The 19,935-nt window shown below is 37.0% G+C and carries 17 protein-coding genes; 5 read left to right on the top strand and 12 right to left on the bottom strand.

All coding sequences use genetic code 11. The annotated features are described in order from the left end of the window. Nucleotides 1–3: 3 nt before the first annotated feature. The 11 genes from NDQ75_RS09785 to NDQ75_RS09735 form a co-directional block, all read right to left on the bottom strand. Entirely contained in the window at nt 4–723 is a 720-nt protein-coding gene (locus NDQ75_RS09785; RefSeq protein WP_202027296.1) for a methyltransferase domain-containing protein, read from the bottom strand. Then, entirely contained in the window at nt 720–1,862 is a 1,143-nt protein-coding gene (locus tag NDQ75_RS09780) for an NAD(P)/FAD-dependent oxidoreductase (protein WP_202027295.1), read from the bottom strand. Before NDQ75_RS09780 ends, NDQ75_RS09785 begins: the two co-directional genes overlap by 4 nt. A 442-nt stretch (nt 1,863–2,304) precedes the next feature. Next, nucleotides 2,305–2,910 carry a nitroreductase family protein gene (locus tag NDQ75_RS09775; protein ID WP_202027294.1) on the bottom strand — a complete coding sequence of 202 codons (606 nt, stop codon included), beginning with the start codon at nt 2,908–2,910 and terminating at the stop codon, nt 2,305–2,307. Between the two features lie 12 nt (nt 2,911–2,922). Continuing rightward, the gene (locus tag NDQ75_RS09770) at nt 2,923–4,893 is read right to left on the bottom strand and encodes an aconitate hydratase (RefSeq protein WP_202027293.1); all 1,971 of its coding nucleotides are present in this window, start codon (nt 4,891–4,893) and stop codon (nt 2,923–2,925) included. 162 nt (nt 4,894–5,055) lie between these two features. Next, nucleotides 5,056–5,916 carry a dienelactone hydrolase family protein gene (locus tag NDQ75_RS09765; protein WP_202027292.1) on the bottom strand — a complete coding sequence of 287 codons (861 nt, stop codon included), beginning with the start codon at nt 5,914–5,916 and terminating at the stop codon, nt 5,056–5,058. Between the two features lie 187 nt (nt 5,917–6,103). After that, nucleotides 6,104–7,993, bottom strand: coding sequence for an MGH1-like glycoside hydrolase domain-containing protein (locus tag NDQ75_RS09760; RefSeq protein ID WP_202027291.1), 1,890 nt, complete (start codon nt 7,991–7,993; stop codon nt 6,104–6,106). A 4-nt stretch (nt 7,994–7,997) separates the two neighbouring features. Then, nucleotides 7,998–9,206, bottom strand: coding sequence for a sulfatase-like hydrolase/transferase (locus NDQ75_RS09755; RefSeq protein WP_202027290.1), 1,209 nt, complete (start codon nt 9,204–9,206; stop codon nt 7,998–8,000). A 40-nt stretch (nt 9,207–9,246) separates the two neighbouring features. Continuing rightward, nucleotides 9,247–10,857 carry an arylsulfatase gene (locus NDQ75_RS09750; RefSeq protein WP_202027289.1) on the bottom strand — a complete coding sequence of 537 codons (1,611 nt, stop codon included), beginning with the start codon at nt 10,855–10,857 and terminating at the stop codon, nt 9,247–9,249. A gap of 295 nt (nt 10,858–11,152) precedes the next feature. Further along, nucleotides 11,153–11,842 (bottom strand): OmpA family protein, encoded by a 690-nt coding sequence (locus tag NDQ75_RS09745; protein WP_202027288.1) that lies wholly within the window; start codon nt 11,840–11,842, stop codon nt 11,153–11,155. Nucleotides 11,843–11,907: 65 nt separating this feature from the next. Further along, the gene (locus tag NDQ75_RS09740) at nt 11,908–12,405 is read right to left on the bottom strand and encodes a lipocalin-like domain-containing protein (RefSeq protein ID WP_202027287.1); all 498 of its coding nucleotides are present in this window, start codon (nt 12,403–12,405) and stop codon (nt 11,908–11,910) included. Nucleotides 12,406–12,514: 109 nt separating this feature from the next. Then, nucleotides 12,515–14,518: an alpha-ketoacid dehydrogenase subunit alpha/beta gene (locus NDQ75_RS09735; RefSeq protein ID WP_202027286.1), complete on the bottom strand. Its 2,004-nt coding sequence runs from the start codon at nt 14,516–14,518 to the stop codon at nt 12,515–12,517. A gap of 117 nt (nt 14,519–14,635) precedes the next feature. Here NDQ75_RS09735 and NDQ75_RS09730 point away from each other — a divergent pair, with 117 nt between their 5' ends. The 5 genes from NDQ75_RS09730 (at nt 14,636) to NDQ75_RS09710 (ending at nt 19,170) form a co-directional block, all read left to right on the top strand. Beyond that, nucleotides 14,636–15,586, top strand: coding sequence for an isopenicillin N synthase family dioxygenase (locus tag NDQ75_RS09730; RefSeq protein ID WP_202027285.1), 951 nt, complete (start codon nt 14,636–14,638; stop codon nt 15,584–15,586). Between the two features lie 2 nt (nt 15,587–15,588). Next, on the top strand, nt 15,589–15,918 hold the full coding sequence (locus NDQ75_RS09725) for a translation initiation factor (RefSeq protein ID WP_202027284.1): 330 nt from the start codon (nt 15,589–15,591) through the stop codon (nt 15,916–15,918). Between the two features lie 532 nt (nt 15,919–16,450). Next, nucleotides 16,451–17,383 (top strand): DUF1835 domain-containing protein, encoded by a 933-nt coding sequence (locus NDQ75_RS09720; protein ID WP_202027283.1) that lies wholly within the window; start codon nt 16,451–16,453, stop codon nt 17,381–17,383. 1 nt (nt 17,384) lies between these two features. Beyond that, complete coding sequence (locus NDQ75_RS09715) at nt 17,385–18,263, top strand: nucleoside phosphorylase (RefSeq protein WP_202027282.1); 879 nt, start codon at nt 17,385–17,387, stop codon at nt 18,261–18,263. A gap of 58 nt (nt 18,264–18,321) precedes the next feature. After that, the gene (locus tag NDQ75_RS09710) at nt 18,322–19,170 is read left to right on the top strand and encodes a substrate-binding domain-containing protein (RefSeq protein WP_202027281.1); all 849 of its coding nucleotides are present in this window, start codon (nt 18,322–18,324) and stop codon (nt 19,168–19,170) included. Between the two features lie 16 nt (nt 19,171–19,186). On the opposite strand, the gene NDQ75_RS09705 is transcribed toward NDQ75_RS09710, so the two are convergent. Next, nucleotides 19,187–19,852, bottom strand: coding sequence for a uracil-DNA glycosylase (locus NDQ75_RS09705; protein WP_202027280.1), 666 nt, complete (start codon nt 19,850–19,852; stop codon nt 19,187–19,189). Nucleotides 19,853–19,935 lie beyond the last annotated feature (83 nt).

The following is a 19,935-nucleotide window of genomic DNA, read 5'->3' as shown; positions in this document are numbered from 1 at the left end:
AACTTATTTTGATTTGGCTTTTTGCAGTACCCACAAATAGCGAAAAGCCCATTTCCATTGAATGGAATGTGATATTTGAGGTAAATTATTAGAAAAATGGTGTAAATCGTCTTTTGTGAATCCACTTTTTATGGATACCAAACCATCTTCTTTAGCAATTTTCGTTTTTATAAAAATAGCACTAAAGAATTTAAAAAGATAATATGCGAGCTTACTTCTTTCTAAATCGTTAATGATTACCGCAATTTTAGCTAGATGAACAAATTTCTCAAGGAAAAGAGGTATTTCATGGTCTTTAAAATGATGCATGGTTAGCGAACACACTAAAATATCGCATTCTAAAGCATTCGTTGTTAGATTTAAAATATCTTGACAATGAAAACTGATTTCAGGATATTCTTTAGAGCGCTCTTTAGCTATCTCAATGCCTTTTTCGCTTATATCAATGCCAACTAAAGCAAAATTTCTTCGCTTTTTTCTGAAATACACAGAAATGTCTCGAAGTAACTGTCCGTCTCCACAGCCCATGTCTAAAATCGTAAAATGCTCATTTGGATTATCTCTGATAATTTTTTCAATGGCTTTTATGGTAATTTTATTTCCATTTAAAAGCTTGTTAACTGTTGCGAGATCTTTAAGGACTTCCTCCAGCATCGCCGGATTAAGATTTGGATCGTCCATCAACTCGGTATCTTCACATCGATTTGGGAAATGAAATATCATACAATCGGCTTTCCATGGGTTGCTGAAATCATTTTATTGAGTAACCACGGCGATTTGGTTATCAATGTCATTACGGATTTTGAAAGCGTGTCGTTTAGCAAGATACTTTGCAATCGTCTTCCCATCCATAATCGTTTTTTAAATAAGCGGTTCCACCTTTTTTCATAGGATTTTTCTAAGTCTGCCCTGCTCTGTGCTGAATTCTTAAAATAACTATCTATTTCTTCAGCAGCCAATTTAGCACTATGTATCGCCATGGCCATACCATTCCCGCAAAGCGGATGAATTAACCCAGCGGTATCGCCACACATAAGAATGTGATTATGAACACTTTTTTTTTCTGAAAAGGATACTTGTGCTATTGCCATTGGTTCTTTAAAAATGGGGTGGGAATTATTGAAAAAGTCATTTAAACACGGGTTTTTTGCTACCGTATTTTTAGTAAAAGCTTCTACATTTCTCTCTTTTTTAAAGCTTTTATAGGAAGCCAAATAGCAGCAATTTACAGCTCCTGTTTCTGTTTTAGACAAACCTGCGTAACCACCATTAAAACTATGTAATTCAACCATGTTTTTAGGGAAGTCCTCCAAGTGGTAATGCGCTTTTACTCCCAGCCAACCCGATTTTTCATCGATAAACTTCCGCTTCAATTGTTTATCCAACTGGTCTCGTTTGCCGTAGGCCCCGATGACTATTTCAGCAGAAAATTCTTCATCTTTTGTATGTACTGTAAACTTATTGTTGCTGAAAATGATATCTTTTACTGAATCGAATTTGAATTGGGCATTGTTTTCAGATGCTTTTTCATAAAATAAATTATCAAAAGCATATCTACTAATTCCAATTCCGCCAAGAGGTAAATTAGTTTGTAAAAGTTTACCATCTACAGTGGAAATTTTTAATTGATTAATCGACGGTAATGAAAACTGATTGAATGAAACGTCCAGCGTATCTAAATATGGAATTACTTCCCTTGAAACATATTCTCCGCAAACTTTATGATGCGGATAGCTGTTTTTCTCGAAAACCAAAACGCTATATTGTAATTTGGACAAATGAATAGCGGCCGTTAGCCCCGCTAAACCACCACCAACGATGATAACATCAAAATTATTGGAATGTTTATACCATTTACTCATCAATATTACTGGAATAAAATGTGTCTTTTTACTTTTACCTTCATCATAAAATAAAACCGTAGCTTAGGCTATGCTGTAATTTTCTTCTTTGCTAAAAGCAAAAAATCATCCATTTTCTTTTACAGTAATATCAATTAATAAATGGTATTGTTCAATAGAATTCTCTTTTTCAGTTCACTAAATATAAAACAAAAGATAGAGGTGAGTAGTTAAATACTTATCTATTTATTTCATTAGTTCTATATTACCAAATATTTAATATTGAATAGATGTCAGTTCGAGCGCAGTCGAGGACTTTTCATTTATAAAATAGGCTTCGACTGCGCTCAGCCAGACAATCTAATGATACTAAATTAGGTAACTATCTACTGAGCTCTAACAAAAAAAATCCCGAAAATAACTTTTTCGGGACTTTCTATTCAGGTTAACTATAAACCCACAACTATTTCTTCCAACCATCTTTAAATGCAAAATCTTCCTGTGGTACACGCTCTCTTTCCTTGGTTTCCATTTCGAGTAATTCTTCATTCAATTTTTCAAAATCACCACCGTAGTAACCAAAGGCGATGGCGGTTGTTACATGAAACCCTTCCGGAACATTAAACTCTTTCTGTGCTTTCTCCCAATCGATTCCCGCCATTTGGTGCACACCAATATTCATGTATTGCGCTTGCACGCACATATTTCCAACCGCCAGTCCTAAATCGTGTAAAGCATGGAAATTCTCCTGTCCTTCTTCCGTTTTCTCTTTGTATGCGGTAATCATTAACAAGGGAGCATTTTTTACCCAGCTTTTATTAAAATCGCTTAAGCAACCTACTATTTTGTCATAAGCGTCGGTTCCTTTTTCTGCATAAATAAAACGCCAAGGCTGTCTATTGAAAGAGCTTGGTGCCCAACGCGCAGCCTCAAAGAGTTGTTTTACTTCATCTTCCGGAATTTTATCTTCCTTAAAAACTCTTGGGCTCCATCGCATTTTAAGCAATGCATAAATCTCATGATTGGTTTTTGCTATTTTATCTAAGTGTAACTGTTCTAATTCTGTCATATCTGTCTGTTTTTAAGATGCTAGTTTCTCTTTGAAATCGTTAATAATTCCTCCTTTAAGCAGTAAATTTACTTGTCGCTCACTCAAAGAGTGTTTTGTATTAACTATAACTTCTTTCCCCTTGTTAGCAATCGACACCCTAATTGGATTGTTATTTTTAACATCCTCCACTAAATTTTTAAAGGTAACCTCGGCTCCTTGTTCTATTTTATCATAATCCTCATTATTCTCAAATTCAAGAGGTAGAATTCCGAAGTTCACCAAATTCTGCCAAGCAATTCGTGCGTAGCTTTTAGCAATTACCGCTATCTGTCCCAAATATTTTGGCGCTAGAGCGGCGTGTTCCCTACTACTTCCCTGCGCATAATTTTCACCAGCCACCACTATATGACCACCATACTGTTTTTTGGCTTCCATGGCGCGGTCGTAAAAAGTTTCATCAATAACTGTATAAGAAAACTTACTGATTTCTGGAATATTACTTCTGAAAGGCAACACTTCTGCACCCGCCTTTAAAATTTCATCCGTGGAGACATTGTCGCCCATTTTAAGAACCACTGGAATTTTATAGCGGTCGTTTAAAGGTTCGATATGTGGTAAAGTTTTAATGTTAGGACCTTTTTTCAAACTCAATTCTGCTCCATCCTCTGGCGGTGCTACCAACATTTCCGTGTTAATAATTTCAATTTCTGGAGCTTCGAACTGTGGATAAGTCATATCAAAAAGCTTCTCCAGACTTCTTGGATCGGTAATTTTTCCTGTTAGAGCCGAGGCTGCAGCTGTTTCTGGACTACATAAATAGACTTGGTCATCTTTTGTTCCCGACCTATCCGGGAAGTTTCTAGGCATGGTACGCAAACTAATAGTTCCACTAGCGGGCGCTTGCCCCATACCGATACAGCCCATACAACCCGATTGGTGAAATCTTGCACCTGCTTTAATAAGATTGGCAAATGCTCGGTTGTCTATCATATTTTGAATAATCTGTCTGGAAGTTGGATTAATATCAAAGGACACATTTGGATTAATGCTTTTATCTTTTACAATGGCACCCGCAATCCAAAAATCACGTAACCCTGGATTTGCAGAAGAACCAATAACAACTTGACTGATTTCCTTGCCCTCCACTTCGCTTACGGGAACAACATTCCCCGGACTTGTAGGCATGGCGATTAATGGAACGAGATTGTCGAGAACAATTTCATCTTCTAAGTCGTATTCGCAACCCTCATCAGCCACTAATTCAATCCAATCTTCTTCCCTTTTTTGGGATTTTAAGAATCTTTTGGTTTCTTCATCACTTGGAAAAACGGTTGTAGTCGCACCTAATTCAGCTCCCATATTGGCAATAACGTGCCTATCCATGGCACTTAAATATTTTAATCCTTCTCCGTAATACTCAATAATTTTACCGACACCACCTTTCACATCATATCTGCGGAGCATTTCCAAAATAACATCCTTGGCACTTACCCAATCTGGCAATTTTCCCGTAAGCTTTACCCCCATAATTTGAGGCATTTTTACAAAATAAGGTTGACCAGCGATGGCTGCTGCTACATCCAATCCGCCGGTTCCTATGGCCAACATACCAAGTGATCCCGCTGCTGGCGTATGACTATCCGAACCAACAAGTGTTTTACCAGGTTTACCAAAACGTTCCATATGAACAGGGTGACTCACCCCATTACCTGGACGACTATACCACAGTCCGAATTTTTGGGCCGCTGAATGTAAAAACAGATGATCGTCTGCATTTTTAAAGTCGGTTTGCAACAAGTTATGATCTACATATTGTACCGCCACTTCGGTTTTGGCTTTGTCAAGTCCCATTGCTTCCAATTCCAATTGAACAAGCGTACCTGTTGCATCTTGCAATAAAGCTTGGTCTATTTTAATTCCGATTTCGCTTCCAGGCGTCATTTCGCCCTCCAGTAAATGCTGTTTTATAAGTTTTTGAGATACGTTTAAAGGTTTACTCATTATTTTTTTGGTTTAGTAATTTGATTTCCCTAAAAGGTACTACAATTTTTGAAGCTAAACAGATGTTTTAAAGCACTTTAACGGGGGTTTAAGGATTGTTTAACATAAAAAAATCCGAACCTTGTGAGTTCGGATTTATTATGGATTCAAATTTTATTGAAATTAAAATACTTCCTTCAACAATTTCTGAAGTTCTGCCCAAGATTTTTCATCAGCTTCTTGGTTGTAAGCCAGTGGCAAGTCAAATTTTTTACCCAATGAATCCGCCTCCTTACTGGTAAAAGCGTGAACGGCATCTTCATAAGATATGTATTCATAATCGGCATTTACGCTATCCATAGCTTTGGTATATGCTGCAATGGACTCTAAAGAAACAAGTGGGTCATCAGCGCCGTTACAAATTAAAATTTTAGCTTTAATTTCTTCCGAAGGCATTACTGGAAGTTGCACACCACTGTGGAATGCAGCTACAGCATCTAAGTCTTTCCCCATATTTGCCATTGTCAATACTACGCTTCCGCCGAAGCAATATCCAATGGCGGCTATTTTTTCAGAATCTACATTTGGATTCGCTTTTAAAGCTTTCATGGCGGCATCGAACCTCGCTTCGCCCACATCAATATTTTTCATTACCATTCCCACAAACTTACCAGCATCTTTGGGATGCTTTGCTTGTTTTCCGTCACCATACATATCTACTGCCAACGCAACGTAACCCAATTCTGCAAGCATATCCGCTCGTTTTCTACTGTAATCATTGTGTCCCCACCATTGGTGCACAACAAGTATCCCCGGTCGCTTACCCTGCACCTTAGAGTTATAGGCGATATACCCCTTCATTGTAGTTGTATCTGTTTTGTAGATAATTTCTTCCCTGCTAATTTCCACTTCAACAGTTTCGCTTTCAGGTTTGCTTACAATTTTATCTTTGGAAGTACTCTTTTCTTTTTTAGTGTCGGTTTTGCAACTTACGGATAGGCAAATTATGCAAAGTAAACAGCAGCTGATTTTCAATATTTTCATATTATTCTAATTTGATAGTTAAGGTTTGACCTAATTTCAAGGTTCGTATTTTGGAAGGTTAACTTCTACTAACCTCACTCTCTTTAAATTTAGTCATTCCCAAGCAGCTCTCAAAATTAAATTAAGACAGACTCTAGATCCTAAACAGGAATTGCATTTTGTAAAAAGATAAATTTGTCAATACTGCTTATTTGATGGTTTCAATCTTTACATAACCTTCTTCAATCAATGGAATATATCCCAGGAGTCCTCCCCAAGCATAGAATGGATCACTATTGCGAACATCATCCCCCACACCGATTTCTGCGTTATAGTTTTCGTATATATGACGTTTATCGTTCCACTCCTTTAGCAACAATTCTTTCGATTTCTCAGATAATATCTTTCTCGCTTCTGGCAAATCATAATTTCTTAATCCCAAGTAAACCAGATAGTTCATTGGTGCCCATATTCTACCCCTCCAATAGCTGTTATCTGGATAAGCGGCATTGTTCTTAGCAATGGAAGCCATCATATACTTACCGTAAAATTCTTCAGGGTTCATAAAATGTTCTTCAATCATTCGAGTAGCTTGTTCCTGTGTTGGGACACCTGCCAGCAAAGGGTAAAAATGTGTAGGAGATAAATGTTCTGTGAACTCTCCCGTAATCAAATTCTTATCCCGGTAAATGCCAAGGTTATCATCCCATAACTCATTGAGCTTATCGGAGTACATTTTGGCTCTATTCAATAATTCTTCTCTATCTTCAAGCTTTCCTAATACCGAGGCTATTTCAGCCAAATATTTACAGTCTGCGATGTACAAGCTCATTAACCCAACGGAAGCAAGTTCCATCATGTGGGTTTCTTCATTAAAGGCAATTTCATCAAACATGGGAGAGTTATCAAGTCCAGATTCCCATTTCGCTGCTTTCATCGTGTTTCCCTGCATTCCTTGCGGGTGTGGATCTGAACCCCATGACAGGAAACCTTTATTATCCCTGTTGTTTGTCCACCACCTATTCCACGCCAGTAAGTTTCCATATACTTCTTCCAAAAACCACTTCTCTTTATACTGATCGTAAATCATTTTAACCGTCATTGCACCCACAGGTGGCTGGGAGCGGTCGTTGGATTTTTTGTAAGTAGCAGCTACGTTTGGAATAAACCCACTATCTGTTATACTATTTGTTATTGCAAAAACATTGCTGTAGGCTAAATTTTTATTATCAATTGCCGCAATTGATGCAATAAAATAGGTGTCCCAATCGAAAATGATGTATCCTCCCCAGGCCTCATTCCAAATGCGACTAACAGATGAAATACCTCTATCGTTAAAGGCATCGTAAAACTGGTTCCAAGCGACTACGGATTGAATAGCTTCATAAACGGATGCGAGTTCGCCATATTGACTAGTATTTTCCTTAAATTGGTTTTTCTTGTTAAGGATAATCGCCTCAACTTCTTGAATTGAGCGCTCTTTTCCAGTATATATGGCAATTTTATTGTCAGAATCAAACGAAAAGTACGGGGTTGGTATGGGTAAAGGCATATTTGTATCGGTTCCAATATTCCGAATCACCGTTTTATTATCATCGCTCGAAGCTTCAATAATATCTTCCTCTAAACGTAAGAGTCCTGGTTTGTTCCATAAATAACCTGATTCTAATACTAAAATATGAACTGATTCTTGAATAGAATCCGGTGTATATAGCATAACAAAGTCCTCACCATCAACGGCCGTTTCTATGGATGCGTTCATTCCTTCCCAAGAAAGATGTAAAGCCGTATAACTGCCATCATATGCATGTTCCTTTGGCTTTATTACTTCAGCAAAATTGTATTTTGGATTAGCCACATAAGCATCCCCAAGCCAATAAGGACCATGCCCTTTTTTTCGCATTTTTATTTGAAGTTTGAGTCCGTCCGGCATTTTAACATAAGACAGAACACTGGGATTGTTCCAGGTGTTCCAACCTTTTACAAGAGAATCTTGTAAAGCTTCTGTTTTATTTTCAACTTTCGGAGAATTTGGTTTTGATAGGTCACACGACCCAAAAATTAAAATACATGTTATTAAAAGATAACTTATTTTCATTTTATTAGTTTGGTTGGTTTTCTTTCGGCATGGCATTTCGCCAACCTTTTTCTTTTAGAATTTTCATTTCTGAAACTACTTCAGGAAATTCATTTGCAATATTTTTACGATTTAATGCATCACTAATCCTATTGTACAACTCCACGCTGTCTCCTTCAAAATCAATAAAAGTGTATTTTTTAGTTTTTACTCCTACAATATCTTTGTTATAAGCTCTATGCGTGAACACAGCTTTTTTCCATTCTTTGTTTTTAGATCTCAACAACGGAACAAAACTTATTCCTTCTAAGCTTTGAGGTGGATTAGGTAATCCACATAATTCAATCAGGGTGGGATAAATATCGACCAACTCGATTAAAGCTTCTATAGCTAGATTTTTACATCCTGGAGTGCTGATGAGTAAAGGTACACGGGTTTCATCGTCGTAATTATTGCCTTTCCCCCAATGTGAATGATTTCCAAAACTATATCCATGATCCATAGCTCCAAGAAGTATTACGCTGTTTTTATGCAATTCAAGTTGCTTTATTCTGGCCAAGATCTCACCTATTAGACTATCTACCTCTGTTATTTCTCCATAATATTTCTTCTGAAGATTTTTAATATCTGTAGAATCCAATAACTCACCTTTGTAGTAAGGGTGACGGTCTTTCGATGAAAATTGATTTAAAGAATAATGGCTTTCCGATTTTGGGTCTGGAGTCCAAGGATCATGGGTTTGACTATATCCCAATGCCAAAAAAAATGGTTTCTTTTGATTGATTGCATTGTCAATGGCTTTAAATGCTAAATCGTTATCATCTATTCCATGAATATCAAAAACTTTGCTGTACGCATCGTCCGTTTCCCCACTTCTATAATCGTGAATTTTACCCGCAATTACAGTGTGATATCCCGAATTCCTAAAGTGTCTTGGCAGTGAGGTGGCATGAGGTAACATTTTTTGCCAATCATCATCAATTTTTACGATTCCACTGGTTGAAGGTCTTATCCCTGTAAGTATACTTGTTCTTGAAGGCGTGCAAAGCGCAACCTGACAATGAGCATCCTTAAATATTATAGCATCTTCGGAAAATTTATCAATATTTGGGGTATACGCAATGGTATCTTCATAACACCCGAACGAGGGCATCATGTCTTCCATACTGATATAAATTACATTTAACTGAGCAGCGCTATCCTTTTTAGCACATGACACTAATATCGCGCTCATTGCAAGAAATCCAAAATATGAAGATTTTAAATTTATCATCCTAAAACTGGTAAGGGATTGCTTTTTTGACATCTTCATAAGGCAGTACTCGGTTTTCCCGTGCCCATTCATTATAACGAATTACCAATTTTTTAAGTTTCTTTGGCATTTCACTGGCAAGATTATTTGTTTCGCTTCTATCTACTGACAAATTGTACAGTTCCCAATCCTTGCCATAATTTTTTACAGCCTTCCAGTCTTTTAAAATAACTCCGCAATTTCCTTCATGCTCAAAATACAAAGGCCTCTCAAAATTGGTTTCTTTTCCAGTTACAAATGGTAATAAGCTAGTTCCTTCTAAAGTGTTTAGAGTGGCTTCATTTTCATCTACTCCACAAATATCTAATAAGGTTGGTACTACATCAATAATATGACTAGGCGTTTTTGAGATTATACCTGAATTAATCGCCTTAGGGTACCAAAGAATAAACGGAGTTGCAATTCCTCCTTCGTGTATATTAGATTTAAACTCCCTAAATGGAGTATTACTAACATTTGCCCATGACGGACCATAACTCGTAAATGATGAAGGGCTTCCTGGTTCAGCTTTGGGGTCTAATCTTGGGTGTGAATACTTTCCATTTGCCAAATTCCCTGCGGAACAACCGCCATTGTCGGAAAGAAAAATTATAACCGTATTATCCAATTCTTCTTTAGTGTTTAAGTAATCTATCAACTTTCCTATGTTTTGATCCATCCTATCAATCATGGCCGCATAAACCTCCATTAACCTAGCTTCATATTTCCTTTCTTCCTCGTTTAGGGCATTCCAATCACGAGTGTCCAGATTTTTACCGGATAAAACGGTTTTACTTTCAATTAAGTTTAATGCTTTTAATTTTTCAAATCTACTTTCCCTTATTACATCCCATCCAGCGTCATAGCTACCTTCATACTTTTTAATATCCTCAGGAAGTGCATGCAACGGCCAGTGGGGAGCTGTGTAAGAAAGATATAAGAAAAATGGTTCGTCTGTTTTATGCTTTTCCAATATATCCAAAGCCTTATCTGTGTATAGATCTGTGGCATAGAAATCTTTTTCATTCATATCTACAACCTTGTTATCGGCAACTACTTTTATTTCATTACCTAAAGGCCAAAGATCGTTTCTGTAAGGTTTAAAATCGAAGTAGCTAGAAGCGCCATTGATTAGGGCAAAGCTTTGATCAAATCCATGATCTTTGGGCCAATGCCCCTCTTTCTCACCAACATGCCATTTCCCAGAAATAAATGTTTTATAGCCAATTTCTTTTAATATATCTGCAATAGTCTTAACATCTTCACGAAAAAAGCCTTGATATTCCGGAATTGGAATATCTGTATCGGTCATTGCTCCGATACCTACCTGGTGCGGGTATAATCCTGTGAGTAAAGCTGCTCTTGAAGGGCAACATCTTGTATTGTTATAAAGCTGACTAAACCTAACTCCTTCCGAAGCTAGTTTATCTAAATTTGGGGTTTTTATTTCTGAACCGTAACAACCAATATCCGAGTAGCCAAGGTCGTCTGCAAGGATGACTATGATGTTTGGTCTATCTCTATCACTACTAATTACAGTTCCAGATGATGAAACGGCAGTCCATAAAAATGTCAAGAAAAGTAATACATTCATTATTCGTTTGTTTCAAGATTCGGTACTTAATGCCTCAGAATACTAGTTTAACAGAAGCAACTAAAAAAGTGATATCCTTTTCTGATTTTTAATACTGATCTTATTCGAGATTCTCTTTCTCAATTCCGGAATCATCTGGTAATCAAGTAAATTAAAATTAGTAAATTTTAGTTGTACGTACAACTAAAATAATCACTTCACATAAGTACGCTATCCACAAGCATCTAAATACAAAGTCCTGAAACAAAAAAAGTCCGATAAAAATATCGGACTTTCAATTTATATGATTTTTTGATTATTCTGCTTGTTTAGCGTCTTGAATCATTTCTTCACTTGCAACAATACCAAGCTCTACTCGTCTATTCTTTACACGACCTTCTTCAGTATTATTATCAAATTTAGGTTGGGTCTCACCATACCACTTCGTAGTCATTCTGGAACTAGCAACACCGTTAGCGGCAAGAAAATCACGAACGGATTTTGCTCTTTTTTCAGACAAAGACATATTGTAACTATCTGCACCAGAACTATCTGTATGTCCTTCAATTAAAATGTTGGTATCGTCATACTCAACAAATACTTCTGCCATTTTACGAAGTGTTTCTTGTCCTTCCGCAGAAATATCAGCAGAGTTCAATGCGAATTTAACACCGCTATTTTCATCAAACGTTACATTAATTCCTTCTCCAATTCGTGTTACATCTGCGCCTGGAATTGCCTCTTCAATTGCTTCGGCATTTCTATCCATTTTGTTACCAATTCTGTTCCCCACGGCGCCACCAACTGCAGCACCAATAATGGCTCCAAGTACCGAATTGTTTCCGTCACCAACATTATTACCGATAATTCCACCAATGGCCGCTCCAGAACCTGCTCCAATTGCGGTACCTCTTTGGGTATTATTCGAATTTTTAATGGCTTCACAGCTCACTAACATTAGAGCTGAAGCAAAAAACAAACTACTTTTATATACTATTTTTTTCATCGTATTATTTATTATGATCTGTTAATTAGTCTTTTATAATTTTAACGTCAATCCTTTTCTGTAACTTATCTCAAAGAGGCTGTTTTGGTAAAAGAATAAACTACAGTTACGGTTTCTGAACCTACGGCTGCATCTGCTGAAACAACCATTTGTTGCGGAGAAAGTGAATTTATCTGAAAAACATAACCGTATCCACCACCGATATCATTTTTCTTTTCATCTATAAACTTAAATTGAAACTTAGTAGGATTTCCATTAGCATCATCTTGGATAGACCAACGAATATTTCTTTGTCCCGGTGCACATTCTCCCGGTTTTAAAATATTGTAATACCCCGTACTATTATTTGAGCGGAAGAACCATTCGCTGCCCACAAAACACTTTGCAGAAACATCATTAAACAAAACCGATTTAAAGTATCCTTCATTGTTTTGATAATCTATGTCAGTGAGTTGCCATGTACCGTCTAGAGACTTTCTACTGTCTTTATTTTCTTTACTTAACCCACAAGAGCCCAGTATTACAGACACGGTTAGCAATAAAATGTACAACTTATTTTTCATGATTTTATTTGATTATAATTAAACGTTGATTAGTTCTAAAGTAATAAAAAAGCTTCGTGGGTTAAGTATTCCCTTGTTAAATTAACAAATATTTAAACTAAAAGCAACCCTAGTAGTTAAATAAATTTAACAATTCATTTTCCAGTCTATTTTTAGCTAAATACTGGTTTTCAAGGTTTTTGGAGAATGGTATAGGTGTTTCTAAACTTCCAACTCGTTTTACTGGGGCATCCAAGTATTCAAAGCAATTTTCGGTAATTAAGGCCGAAATATCGCTGGCAATCCCTCCGAACAAAGTGTCTTCCTGTAAAACAAGTGCTTTTCCTGTTTTTTTAACGGAATTGTAAATCGTTTCTGTATCCAATGGGCAGAGCGACCTAAGGTCTATTAAATCTATCGAAACCTTGGGGATATTTCCTAAAACTTCAAGTGCCCAATGCACTCCGGCGCCGTACGTGATTAAAGTAATGTTTTTCCCTTCGTTTATAAGTGCTGCTTTTCCCAAAGGCAGGGTATAATAATCCTCCGGGACATCTTCAGAAATGGTTCGGTATAAAGCTTTATGCTCGAAGAACATTACAGGATTTGGGTCGTTAATGGCGGAAATTAAAAGCCCTTTAGCATCTCTTGGAAAAGCTGGGTACACTACTTTTAAACCGGGTGTTTTGGTAAACCAGGCTTCGTTGGTTTGGGAGTGAAAGGGTCCAGCCCCTACCCCTCCACCACAAGGCATTCTAACTACCACATCGGCATGTTGGCCCCATCGATAATGGGATTTTGCCAAGTAATTTACAATAGGATTAAAACCGCTGGAAACAAAATCGGCAAACTGCATCTCTACCACAGCTTTCATTCCGTTGATGGAAAGTCCCATTGCCGTAGCGACAATACCAGATTCGCAAATAGGTGTATTTCGAATTCTTTCCTTTCCAAATTCCTCCACAAAGCCTTCCGTAATTTTAAAGACTCCTCCGTATTCGGCAATATCCTGACCCATAATTATGAGGTTGTCATGCTTTATTAAACTTTGCTTCAACCCTTGCGAAATAGCATCAATAAATCGGATATTATTTTTATTTTTTTCTGAATTAACTAATTCATTTTCAAAAGGTTTAAAAACATCATTTAATTCATTACTATCATTAGAAGAAATGGCTTTTTCAGCATAGGAAATTTGCAAATGCTCATCAATTTCAGATTGAATTTCGTTTCGCTGGTTGGTATATTCTTCAGAAGTCAAAATATGTTCATCCAACAGAAATTGGGTGTAATTTAATACAGGGTCCTTATGTTTCCAGTCGTCCATTAAAGCATCGGGCACATATTTGGTCCCGCTCGCCTCTTCATGTCCACGCATGCGGAAGGTTTTAAATTCCAAAAGCACAGGACGCGGATTTTCCCGAACGCTTTTGGCAATTTCATTTACGGTAGTAAACACTTCAAGAATGTTATTGCCTTCAATAATATGGGATTCCATTCCGTAACCTATTCCTTTATCGGCTATATTCTTGCAATTATACTGTTCGGAAGTAGGCGTTGAGAGTCCGTACCCATTATTTTCAACGCAGAATAATACTGGAAGTGACCAAACGGATGCAATATTTAAGGCTTCGTGAAAATCGCCTTCACTGGTACCCCCTTCACCAGTAAAAACGGCAGTAACTTTTTTTTCTTTTCTGAATTTATGGGCCAATGCAATCCCGTCGGCTACGCCTAATTGCGGACCTAAATGCGAGATCATTCCCACAATTTTGTATTCTTGACTTCCAAAATGAAAACTTCTATCGCGCCCTTTCGTAAATCCGCTCGCTTTTCCCTGCCATTGAGAAAACAAACGGGAAAGTGGTATTTTACGGGTTGTAAACACCCCGAGATTTCGATGCATCGGCAAAATGTATTCATCTGCCTGCAAAGCGGTAGTAACGCCAACGGCAATGGCTTCTTGCCCAATCCCACTAAACCACTTCGATATTTTCCCTTGGCGAAGCAACACCAACATCTTTTCTTCAATCATTCTGGATTTCAGCATGTTGTAATGCAAATCCAAAAGCACATTATTGCTTATAAATCGGTTATCGTATTCAAAAGCCAAGGTGGAAGAGGTTTCGTTCATGCTAGTTGGATTTCTATCAAATGTAGAAAAATTATAAATACCATCATTATAAAATCGATTGATAAATCGCTACATTTGTAACAACAATAAGGCTTCAGCCGCTTAAAATATTTTACCATGAATAAAGTACCAAGCGTAGATTTAACAGACTTTCTTTCAGAAGACCCTTCGCGTAAGCAGAAGTTTATAAATGAAATTGGAAAGGCGTATGAAGAAATAGGTTTTGTGGCCTTAAAAGGACATTTTCTTTCTGATAAATTGATTGATGATTTATATGCTGAAATAAAAAAGTTTTTTGACCTTCCTCAAGAGACCAAAGATAAATATGAAATTGAAGGGATTGGTGGTCAGCGTGGCTATACTTCCTTCGGAAAAGAACATGCAAAAGGAAGAAAAGAAGGCGATTTGAAAGAGTTCTGGCATTTCGGCCAGTATGTGGAAGACAATCCTAAATTGGAAAAGGAATATCCAGATAATGTTCAAGTGGAAGAATTACCAAAGTTTAATGAAGTTGGCAAAGAAACCTATAAGCAACTTGAAAGAACAGCTAAGTACGTACTTCGCGCCTTAGCTTTGCATTTAGGATTGGAAGAAACGTATTTCGACAAGTATATTAAAAACGGGAATTCTATTTTACGTCCTATTCACTACCCTCCAATAAAAGAAGAACCTAAAAATGCGGTTCGCGCAGCGGCTCATGGAGACATTAACTTAATAACCCTTTTAATGGGCGCGCAAGGAAGAGGTTTACAGGTGCAAAATCACGAAGGTGAATGGATAGACGCTATCGCCGAACCTGATGAATTAATGATAAATGTTGGAGACATGCTTTCCAGGCACACCAACAACCGATTAAAATCCACTATTCATCAAGTTATCAATCCACCTAAAGAGCTTTGGGGTACTTCCCGGTATTCTGTACCATTCTTTATGCACCCTGTGAGTGACATGCCGTTGGATGTTTTAGACAATTGTGTTGATGAAAATCATCCAAAATTATATGAAGATATTACTGCCGGAGAATTTCTGCATGAAAGACTCATTGAACTTGGATTGATAAAAGCGTAACGATGGATTTACAGGACCAGTTAAAAAACTTATTTCCAGAACACGAATTTAAAGAAGAACCGAAGCAAGAACCAGACGAGAATGCCGTATGGTTGCAAGATGAACCGCTTTTGTGTAAATATGAAAAGCGAAAAGGGAAACCTATTACCATTATTGATGGATATAACGGTGCTTCTAAGGATTTTAAAATTCTAGCGAAAGAACTAAAAACTACTTTAGGTGTTGGAGGTTCATTTAAGGATGAAAAAATCATTATTCAAGGAGATTATCGTTCTCAAATTATGGAAATTCTAAAAGATAAAGGCTTTAAGGTAAAACGGGTTGGAGGATAGTAAACTGGTTAATTGTTAACTATTAATTTGGACTATGTTCGTTAATCGTTGCCAGTTGTTCATTTTTACTAAGCTAAGCAGCAATAAGCTAAATGCTAAAAGTCTTAGGCGGAGTTCGGAAACTTTACAAGCATATAGCGTAAAGCTTAGAGCAATTTTCGTAAATCGTTATTTGTTAACTGCAATAAGCCATATGCTTTATGCTCTAAGCAGTAATCGGAAACTTCAAGCTTCCCTGTTCCTTTATTTTTAAATCTTTTAATCAAACAGAAACTTTAAACCACAAACCCTAGAAACAAGAAACGGACACTGAAACTTATTTCAATAAAAAAACATGCCCGACTCAAAATATATTAATAATCAATACGTTACATATTTAACGCATTCGGGCATTGTATTGTATTTAAGAATTTATACTTTTATCCGTAGAAAGAAAAGTAAATGTGGTTCTGCCCAAAACTAAAGCCATAATTAGGGTAGAATGCATTTGCTTGGTTAAAGTTTTCCAGTTAATTAGCAAACCTATAGTTACATGGCCAAAACACTACATATTACCAACGGAGACAATTTTACTTCAGTATTAAAAAACCTAAAGATTTCCGGAGATATCATTACTTGGAGAGAGATGTTGTGCGAGGGAAAAACCATAAATGAGGTTGGGAGTGAATCTTTTTGGAAACAGCGTTATGAGTACCTGCATAGGGCATATAAAGTAACGAAAGATACTTTTATCAACAAAACTTTAAAGGAGTACAGAAACCTTTGCAATCAAAAAAATCAGGAAGAAATCGTACTTTGGTTTGAATACGACCTTTTTTGTCAAGTTAATATGATTGCTGTATTGAGTTGGTTAAAAAAACACAGGCCTCATGCTGAAATTTCTTTAGTTTGTTCTGGAAAAGAAGACGATACGGAAAAACTATATGGATTATCAGAACTCTCGAAAGAAAAACTAAAAGAACTCTATAATAATCGCGCCGTTTTAAATAAAGATGATGTTGAATACGGCGATTTCATTTGGCAGCTGTATTGTGAAAACAACCCTATTCGTTTACAAAATGCCATTTATCAAAATGATTCGCAGCTATCTTATTTATCAAAAGCGATGGAATCCCATCTTCACCGATTTCCAAGCTTGAAAAATGGATTGAATGAATTGGAGAATAAAATGCTTCAGAAAACCATTCAAAATAAACCTTCCACCAAAGAAGAAATGATTGTGAAAATGTTAAAAGATCAAGGAGTTTATGGTTTTGGCGATATACAATACAATAAAATGGCCAACAACCTTCGTCCTCTGTTCCGCTCTTTCAACCCTGCAAAACTCACCAAGACCGGACTTAAAGTCGCTAAAAACATCCAAAATTACTATCCAAACATTAGAAGTGATCAAGAATATTTAGGAGGAACTCCAAAATATTTTTTTTTATTTGTAGAAGATGGAGCTCAATTACTAAAGCTTTAGAATGACAAAAATCCCTAGTTCAGAATTTATATTAAATGCCGACGGCAGCATTTACCATTTAAACTTATTGCCGGAAGATATTGCAGATACCATAATTACGGTTGGTGATCCAGACCGCGTAGCCATGGTTTCCCGCTACTTCGATAGTATCGAACTCAAAAAAGGTAAACGTGAATTCGTTACTCATACTGGAATGTTGAACAACAAGCGAGTTTCCGTTATTTCCACAGGTATCGGTACCGATAATATCGATATTGTTTTTAATGAACTGGATGCCTTAGTAAACATAGATTTTGAAACCCGAACTATCAAAAAGGACCTAAAGAGTCTGGATATCGTTAGAATCGGCACCACAGGTTCGCTTCAACCTGATATTAAAGTGGATGATTTTTTGATGAGCGAATACGCCGTGGGATTTGATAGCTTGCTTCATTTCTACAAAAGCGAACACGTACGGCATCCAGAAATTCAAAAGGCAATTGTTGAGCATACGGAATGGTTCAAAGAAAAATCTACGCCTTATGTGGTTAAATACAATGAAGGATTGGGCGTGAAATTACTATCTGATAAAGTCCACAAAGGCTTTACTGCCACCAACGTAGGTTTTTATGGGCCGCAAAGCAGAAAGCTCCGGTTAGACATTCAAGATCCTAATTTAAACGATAAGTTGGCATCTTTTAATTTTAACGGATTGAAAATAACAAATTTAGAAATGGAAACCGCCGGAATTTACGGATTGGCAGCTTTGCTGGGACATCGAGCAGTTTCCATGAATTGCATTCTTGCCAATCGTCCCAATAAAAATTTCTCTCAAAATCCCGAAGCGGCTACCCAAAAACTTATTGAGTATACTTTAGAGAAAATTACCAGTTTTTCATAGTATTTAATTAATTTTGAAGTATCTATTGAGATTTTTCAATCTAATGTAATTTATTTAAATGAAGAGCTTAAAAATTGTTGGCGTTCCAGAACATTTTAACCTTCCTTGGCACCTCGCCATCGACGATGGTGCTTTCGAAGACAGAGGTATCGATTTGCAATGGACAGACGTTCCTGAAGGAACTGGTAAAATGTGCCAAATGCTTCGCGATGGTGAAACCGATATGGCCATTATTCTTACGGAAGGAATCGTTAAAGATATTGTCGGCGGAAACCCCTCTAAAATCGTTCAGGTATTTGTTGAATCACCCTTATATTGGGGAATACACGTAAGTACACAATCTTCATTTAAAAAAATTGAGGACTTAAAAGGAAAAAAAGCAGCCATTTCGCGCTACGGAAGCGGTAGTCACCTAATGGCATACGTAAATGCCGATAATCATGGCTGGGATTACAGTGACCTGTCGTTTGAAGTAGTCAACAATAAGGACGGGGCGATTGAAGCCCTCTCATCTGGCACCGCTGATTATTTTATGTGGGAACATTTTACAACAAAACCCATTGTGGACAAAGGTATTTTTAGAAGAATAGACGACTGCCCTACTCCATGGCCATGCTTTGTTATCGCGGTGAGAGAAGAAGTTTTACAAAAAAATGCCTCGATTATAACTCATATTCTAGAAGTTATAAATACCTATACGGCGGACTTTAAAGACATCCCCAGCATCGATCGGATGCTGGCCAACAGATACGAACAAAAAATAAAGGATATTCAAGAGTGGCTTTCCATTACTCGATGGAGTCAAGAAAATATAACCCCTGTTACGGTTAAAAATGTTCAAGACCAGTTGGAGAAATTGAATATTATAGAGAAAAAACTGTCTTATTCACAAATAGTTTCCCGCTAATTGGATAAGCAACTTTTTACCAAATAATAGGCTCTTTACCCTTTGAAACTAAAATCTCATTACATTTACTGAAGTGCTGGTTGCCAAACCAGTAACCGCGATTGGCACTTAAAGGAGATGGATGACCAGAAGTTAAAATATGATGTTTAGTAGCATCTATTAATTTTGATTTCTTTTTGGCAAATCCGCCCCATAGCAGAAAAACAACATCTCTTTTTTCTTCGGAAATTGTTTTTATAACGGCATCCGTGAATGTTTCCCAGCCTTTATTTTGGTGACTCCCCGCTTGATGCGCCCTAACCGTTAGTGTAGCATTTAACAATAAAACACCTTGGGATGCCCAAGATTCTAAATTACCACTTTTCGGGTATGGCTTTCCAACATCTTTTTCCTGTTCTTTAAAAATATTAATTAATGAGGGCGGATGTGGAATCCCATCTTTTACCGAAAAACAAAGTCCGTTCGCTTGATTCGGCCCGTGATATGGGTCTTGACCAATTATCACTACTTTTAAATCGGGAAACGAACAAAAATCAAAAGCAGAAAAAATTTGACTTCCCGCTGGATAACAGGTGTGCTCTTTGTATTCCTGTTTTACAAAATTGGTCAATTCCGTGAAGTAAGGTTTTTCAAATTCAGTATATAACTTTTCCTTCCAACTGGGCGCTATGCTGACGTTCATGCTAAAAAATTTTCTTTACACTTGTAAAAATACTACATTCATTTTGAACAAGTGTCAAGTCAAGTCTTGAATGACGGGGCGGA

The sequence above is a fragment of the Galbibacter mesophilus genome, from assembly GCF_023721415.1.
GTDB lineage: Bacteria > Bacteroidota > Bacteroidia > Flavobacteriales > Flavobacteriaceae > Galbibacter > Galbibacter mesophilus.
Note: the sequence above shows the minus strand (reverse complement) of the source record. Positions and strands in the feature narration are given on the sequence as shown.

What these genes read in the sequence shown, in the direction of transcription:
- NDQ75_RS09785 (WP_202027296.1), bottom strand. Translation starts at nt 723, where the DNA reads ATGATATTTCATTTCCCAAATCGATGTGAAGATACCGAGTTGATGGAC.
- NDQ75_RS09780 (WP_202027295.1), bottom strand. Translation starts at nt 1,862, where the DNA reads ATGAGTAAATGGTATAAACATTCCAATAATTTTGATGTTATCATCGTT.
- NDQ75_RS09775 (WP_202027294.1), bottom strand. Translation starts at nt 2,910, where the DNA reads ATGACAGAATTAGAACAGTTACACTTAGATAAAATAGCAAAAACCAAT.
- NDQ75_RS09770 (WP_202027293.1), bottom strand. Translation starts at nt 4,893, where the DNA reads ATGAGTAAACCTTTAAACGTATCTCAAAAACTTATAAAACAGCATTTA.
- NDQ75_RS09765 (WP_202027292.1), bottom strand. Translation starts at nt 5,916, where the DNA reads ATGAAAATATTGAAAATCAGCTGCTGTTTACTTTGCATAATTTGCCTA.
- NDQ75_RS09760 (WP_202027291.1), bottom strand. Translation starts at nt 7,993, where the DNA reads ATGAAAATAAGTTATCTTTTAATAACATGTATTTTAATTTTTGGGTCG.
- NDQ75_RS09755 (WP_202027290.1), bottom strand. Translation starts at nt 9,206, where the DNA reads ATGAGCGCGATATTAGTGTCATGTGCTAAAAAGGATAGCGCTGCTCAG.
- NDQ75_RS09750 (WP_202027289.1), bottom strand. Translation starts at nt 10,857, where the DNA reads ATGAATGTATTACTTTTCTTGACATTTTTATGGACTGCCGTTTCATCA.
- NDQ75_RS09745 (WP_202027288.1), bottom strand. Translation starts at nt 11,842, where the DNA reads ATGAAAAAAATAGTATATAAAAGTAGTTTGTTTTTTGCTTCAGCTCTA.
- NDQ75_RS09740 (WP_202027287.1), bottom strand. Translation starts at nt 12,405, where the DNA reads ATGAAAAATAAGTTGTACATTTTATTGCTAACCGTGTCTGTAATACTG.
- NDQ75_RS09735 (WP_202027286.1), bottom strand. Translation starts at nt 14,518, where the DNA reads ATGAACGAAACCTCTTCCACCTTGGCTTTTGAATACGATAACCGATTT.
- NDQ75_RS09730 (WP_202027285.1), top strand. Translation starts at nt 14,636, where the DNA reads ATGAATAAAGTACCAAGCGTAGATTTAACAGACTTTCTTTCAGAAGAC.
- NDQ75_RS09725 (WP_202027284.1), top strand. Translation starts at nt 15,589, where the DNA reads ATGGATTTACAGGACCAGTTAAAAAACTTATTTCCAGAACACGAATTT.
- NDQ75_RS09720 (WP_202027283.1), top strand. Translation starts at nt 16,451, where the DNA reads ATGGCCAAAACACTACATATTACCAACGGAGACAATTTTACTTCAGTA.
- NDQ75_RS09715 (WP_202027282.1), top strand. Translation starts at nt 17,385, where the DNA reads ATGACAAAAATCCCTAGTTCAGAATTTATATTAAATGCCGACGGCAGC.
- NDQ75_RS09710 (WP_202027281.1), top strand. Translation starts at nt 18,322, where the DNA reads ATGAAGAGCTTAAAAATTGTTGGCGTTCCAGAACATTTTAACCTTCCT.
- NDQ75_RS09705 (WP_202027280.1), bottom strand. Translation starts at nt 19,852, where the DNA reads ATGAACGTCAGCATAGCGCCCAGTTGGAAGGAAAAGTTATATACTGAA.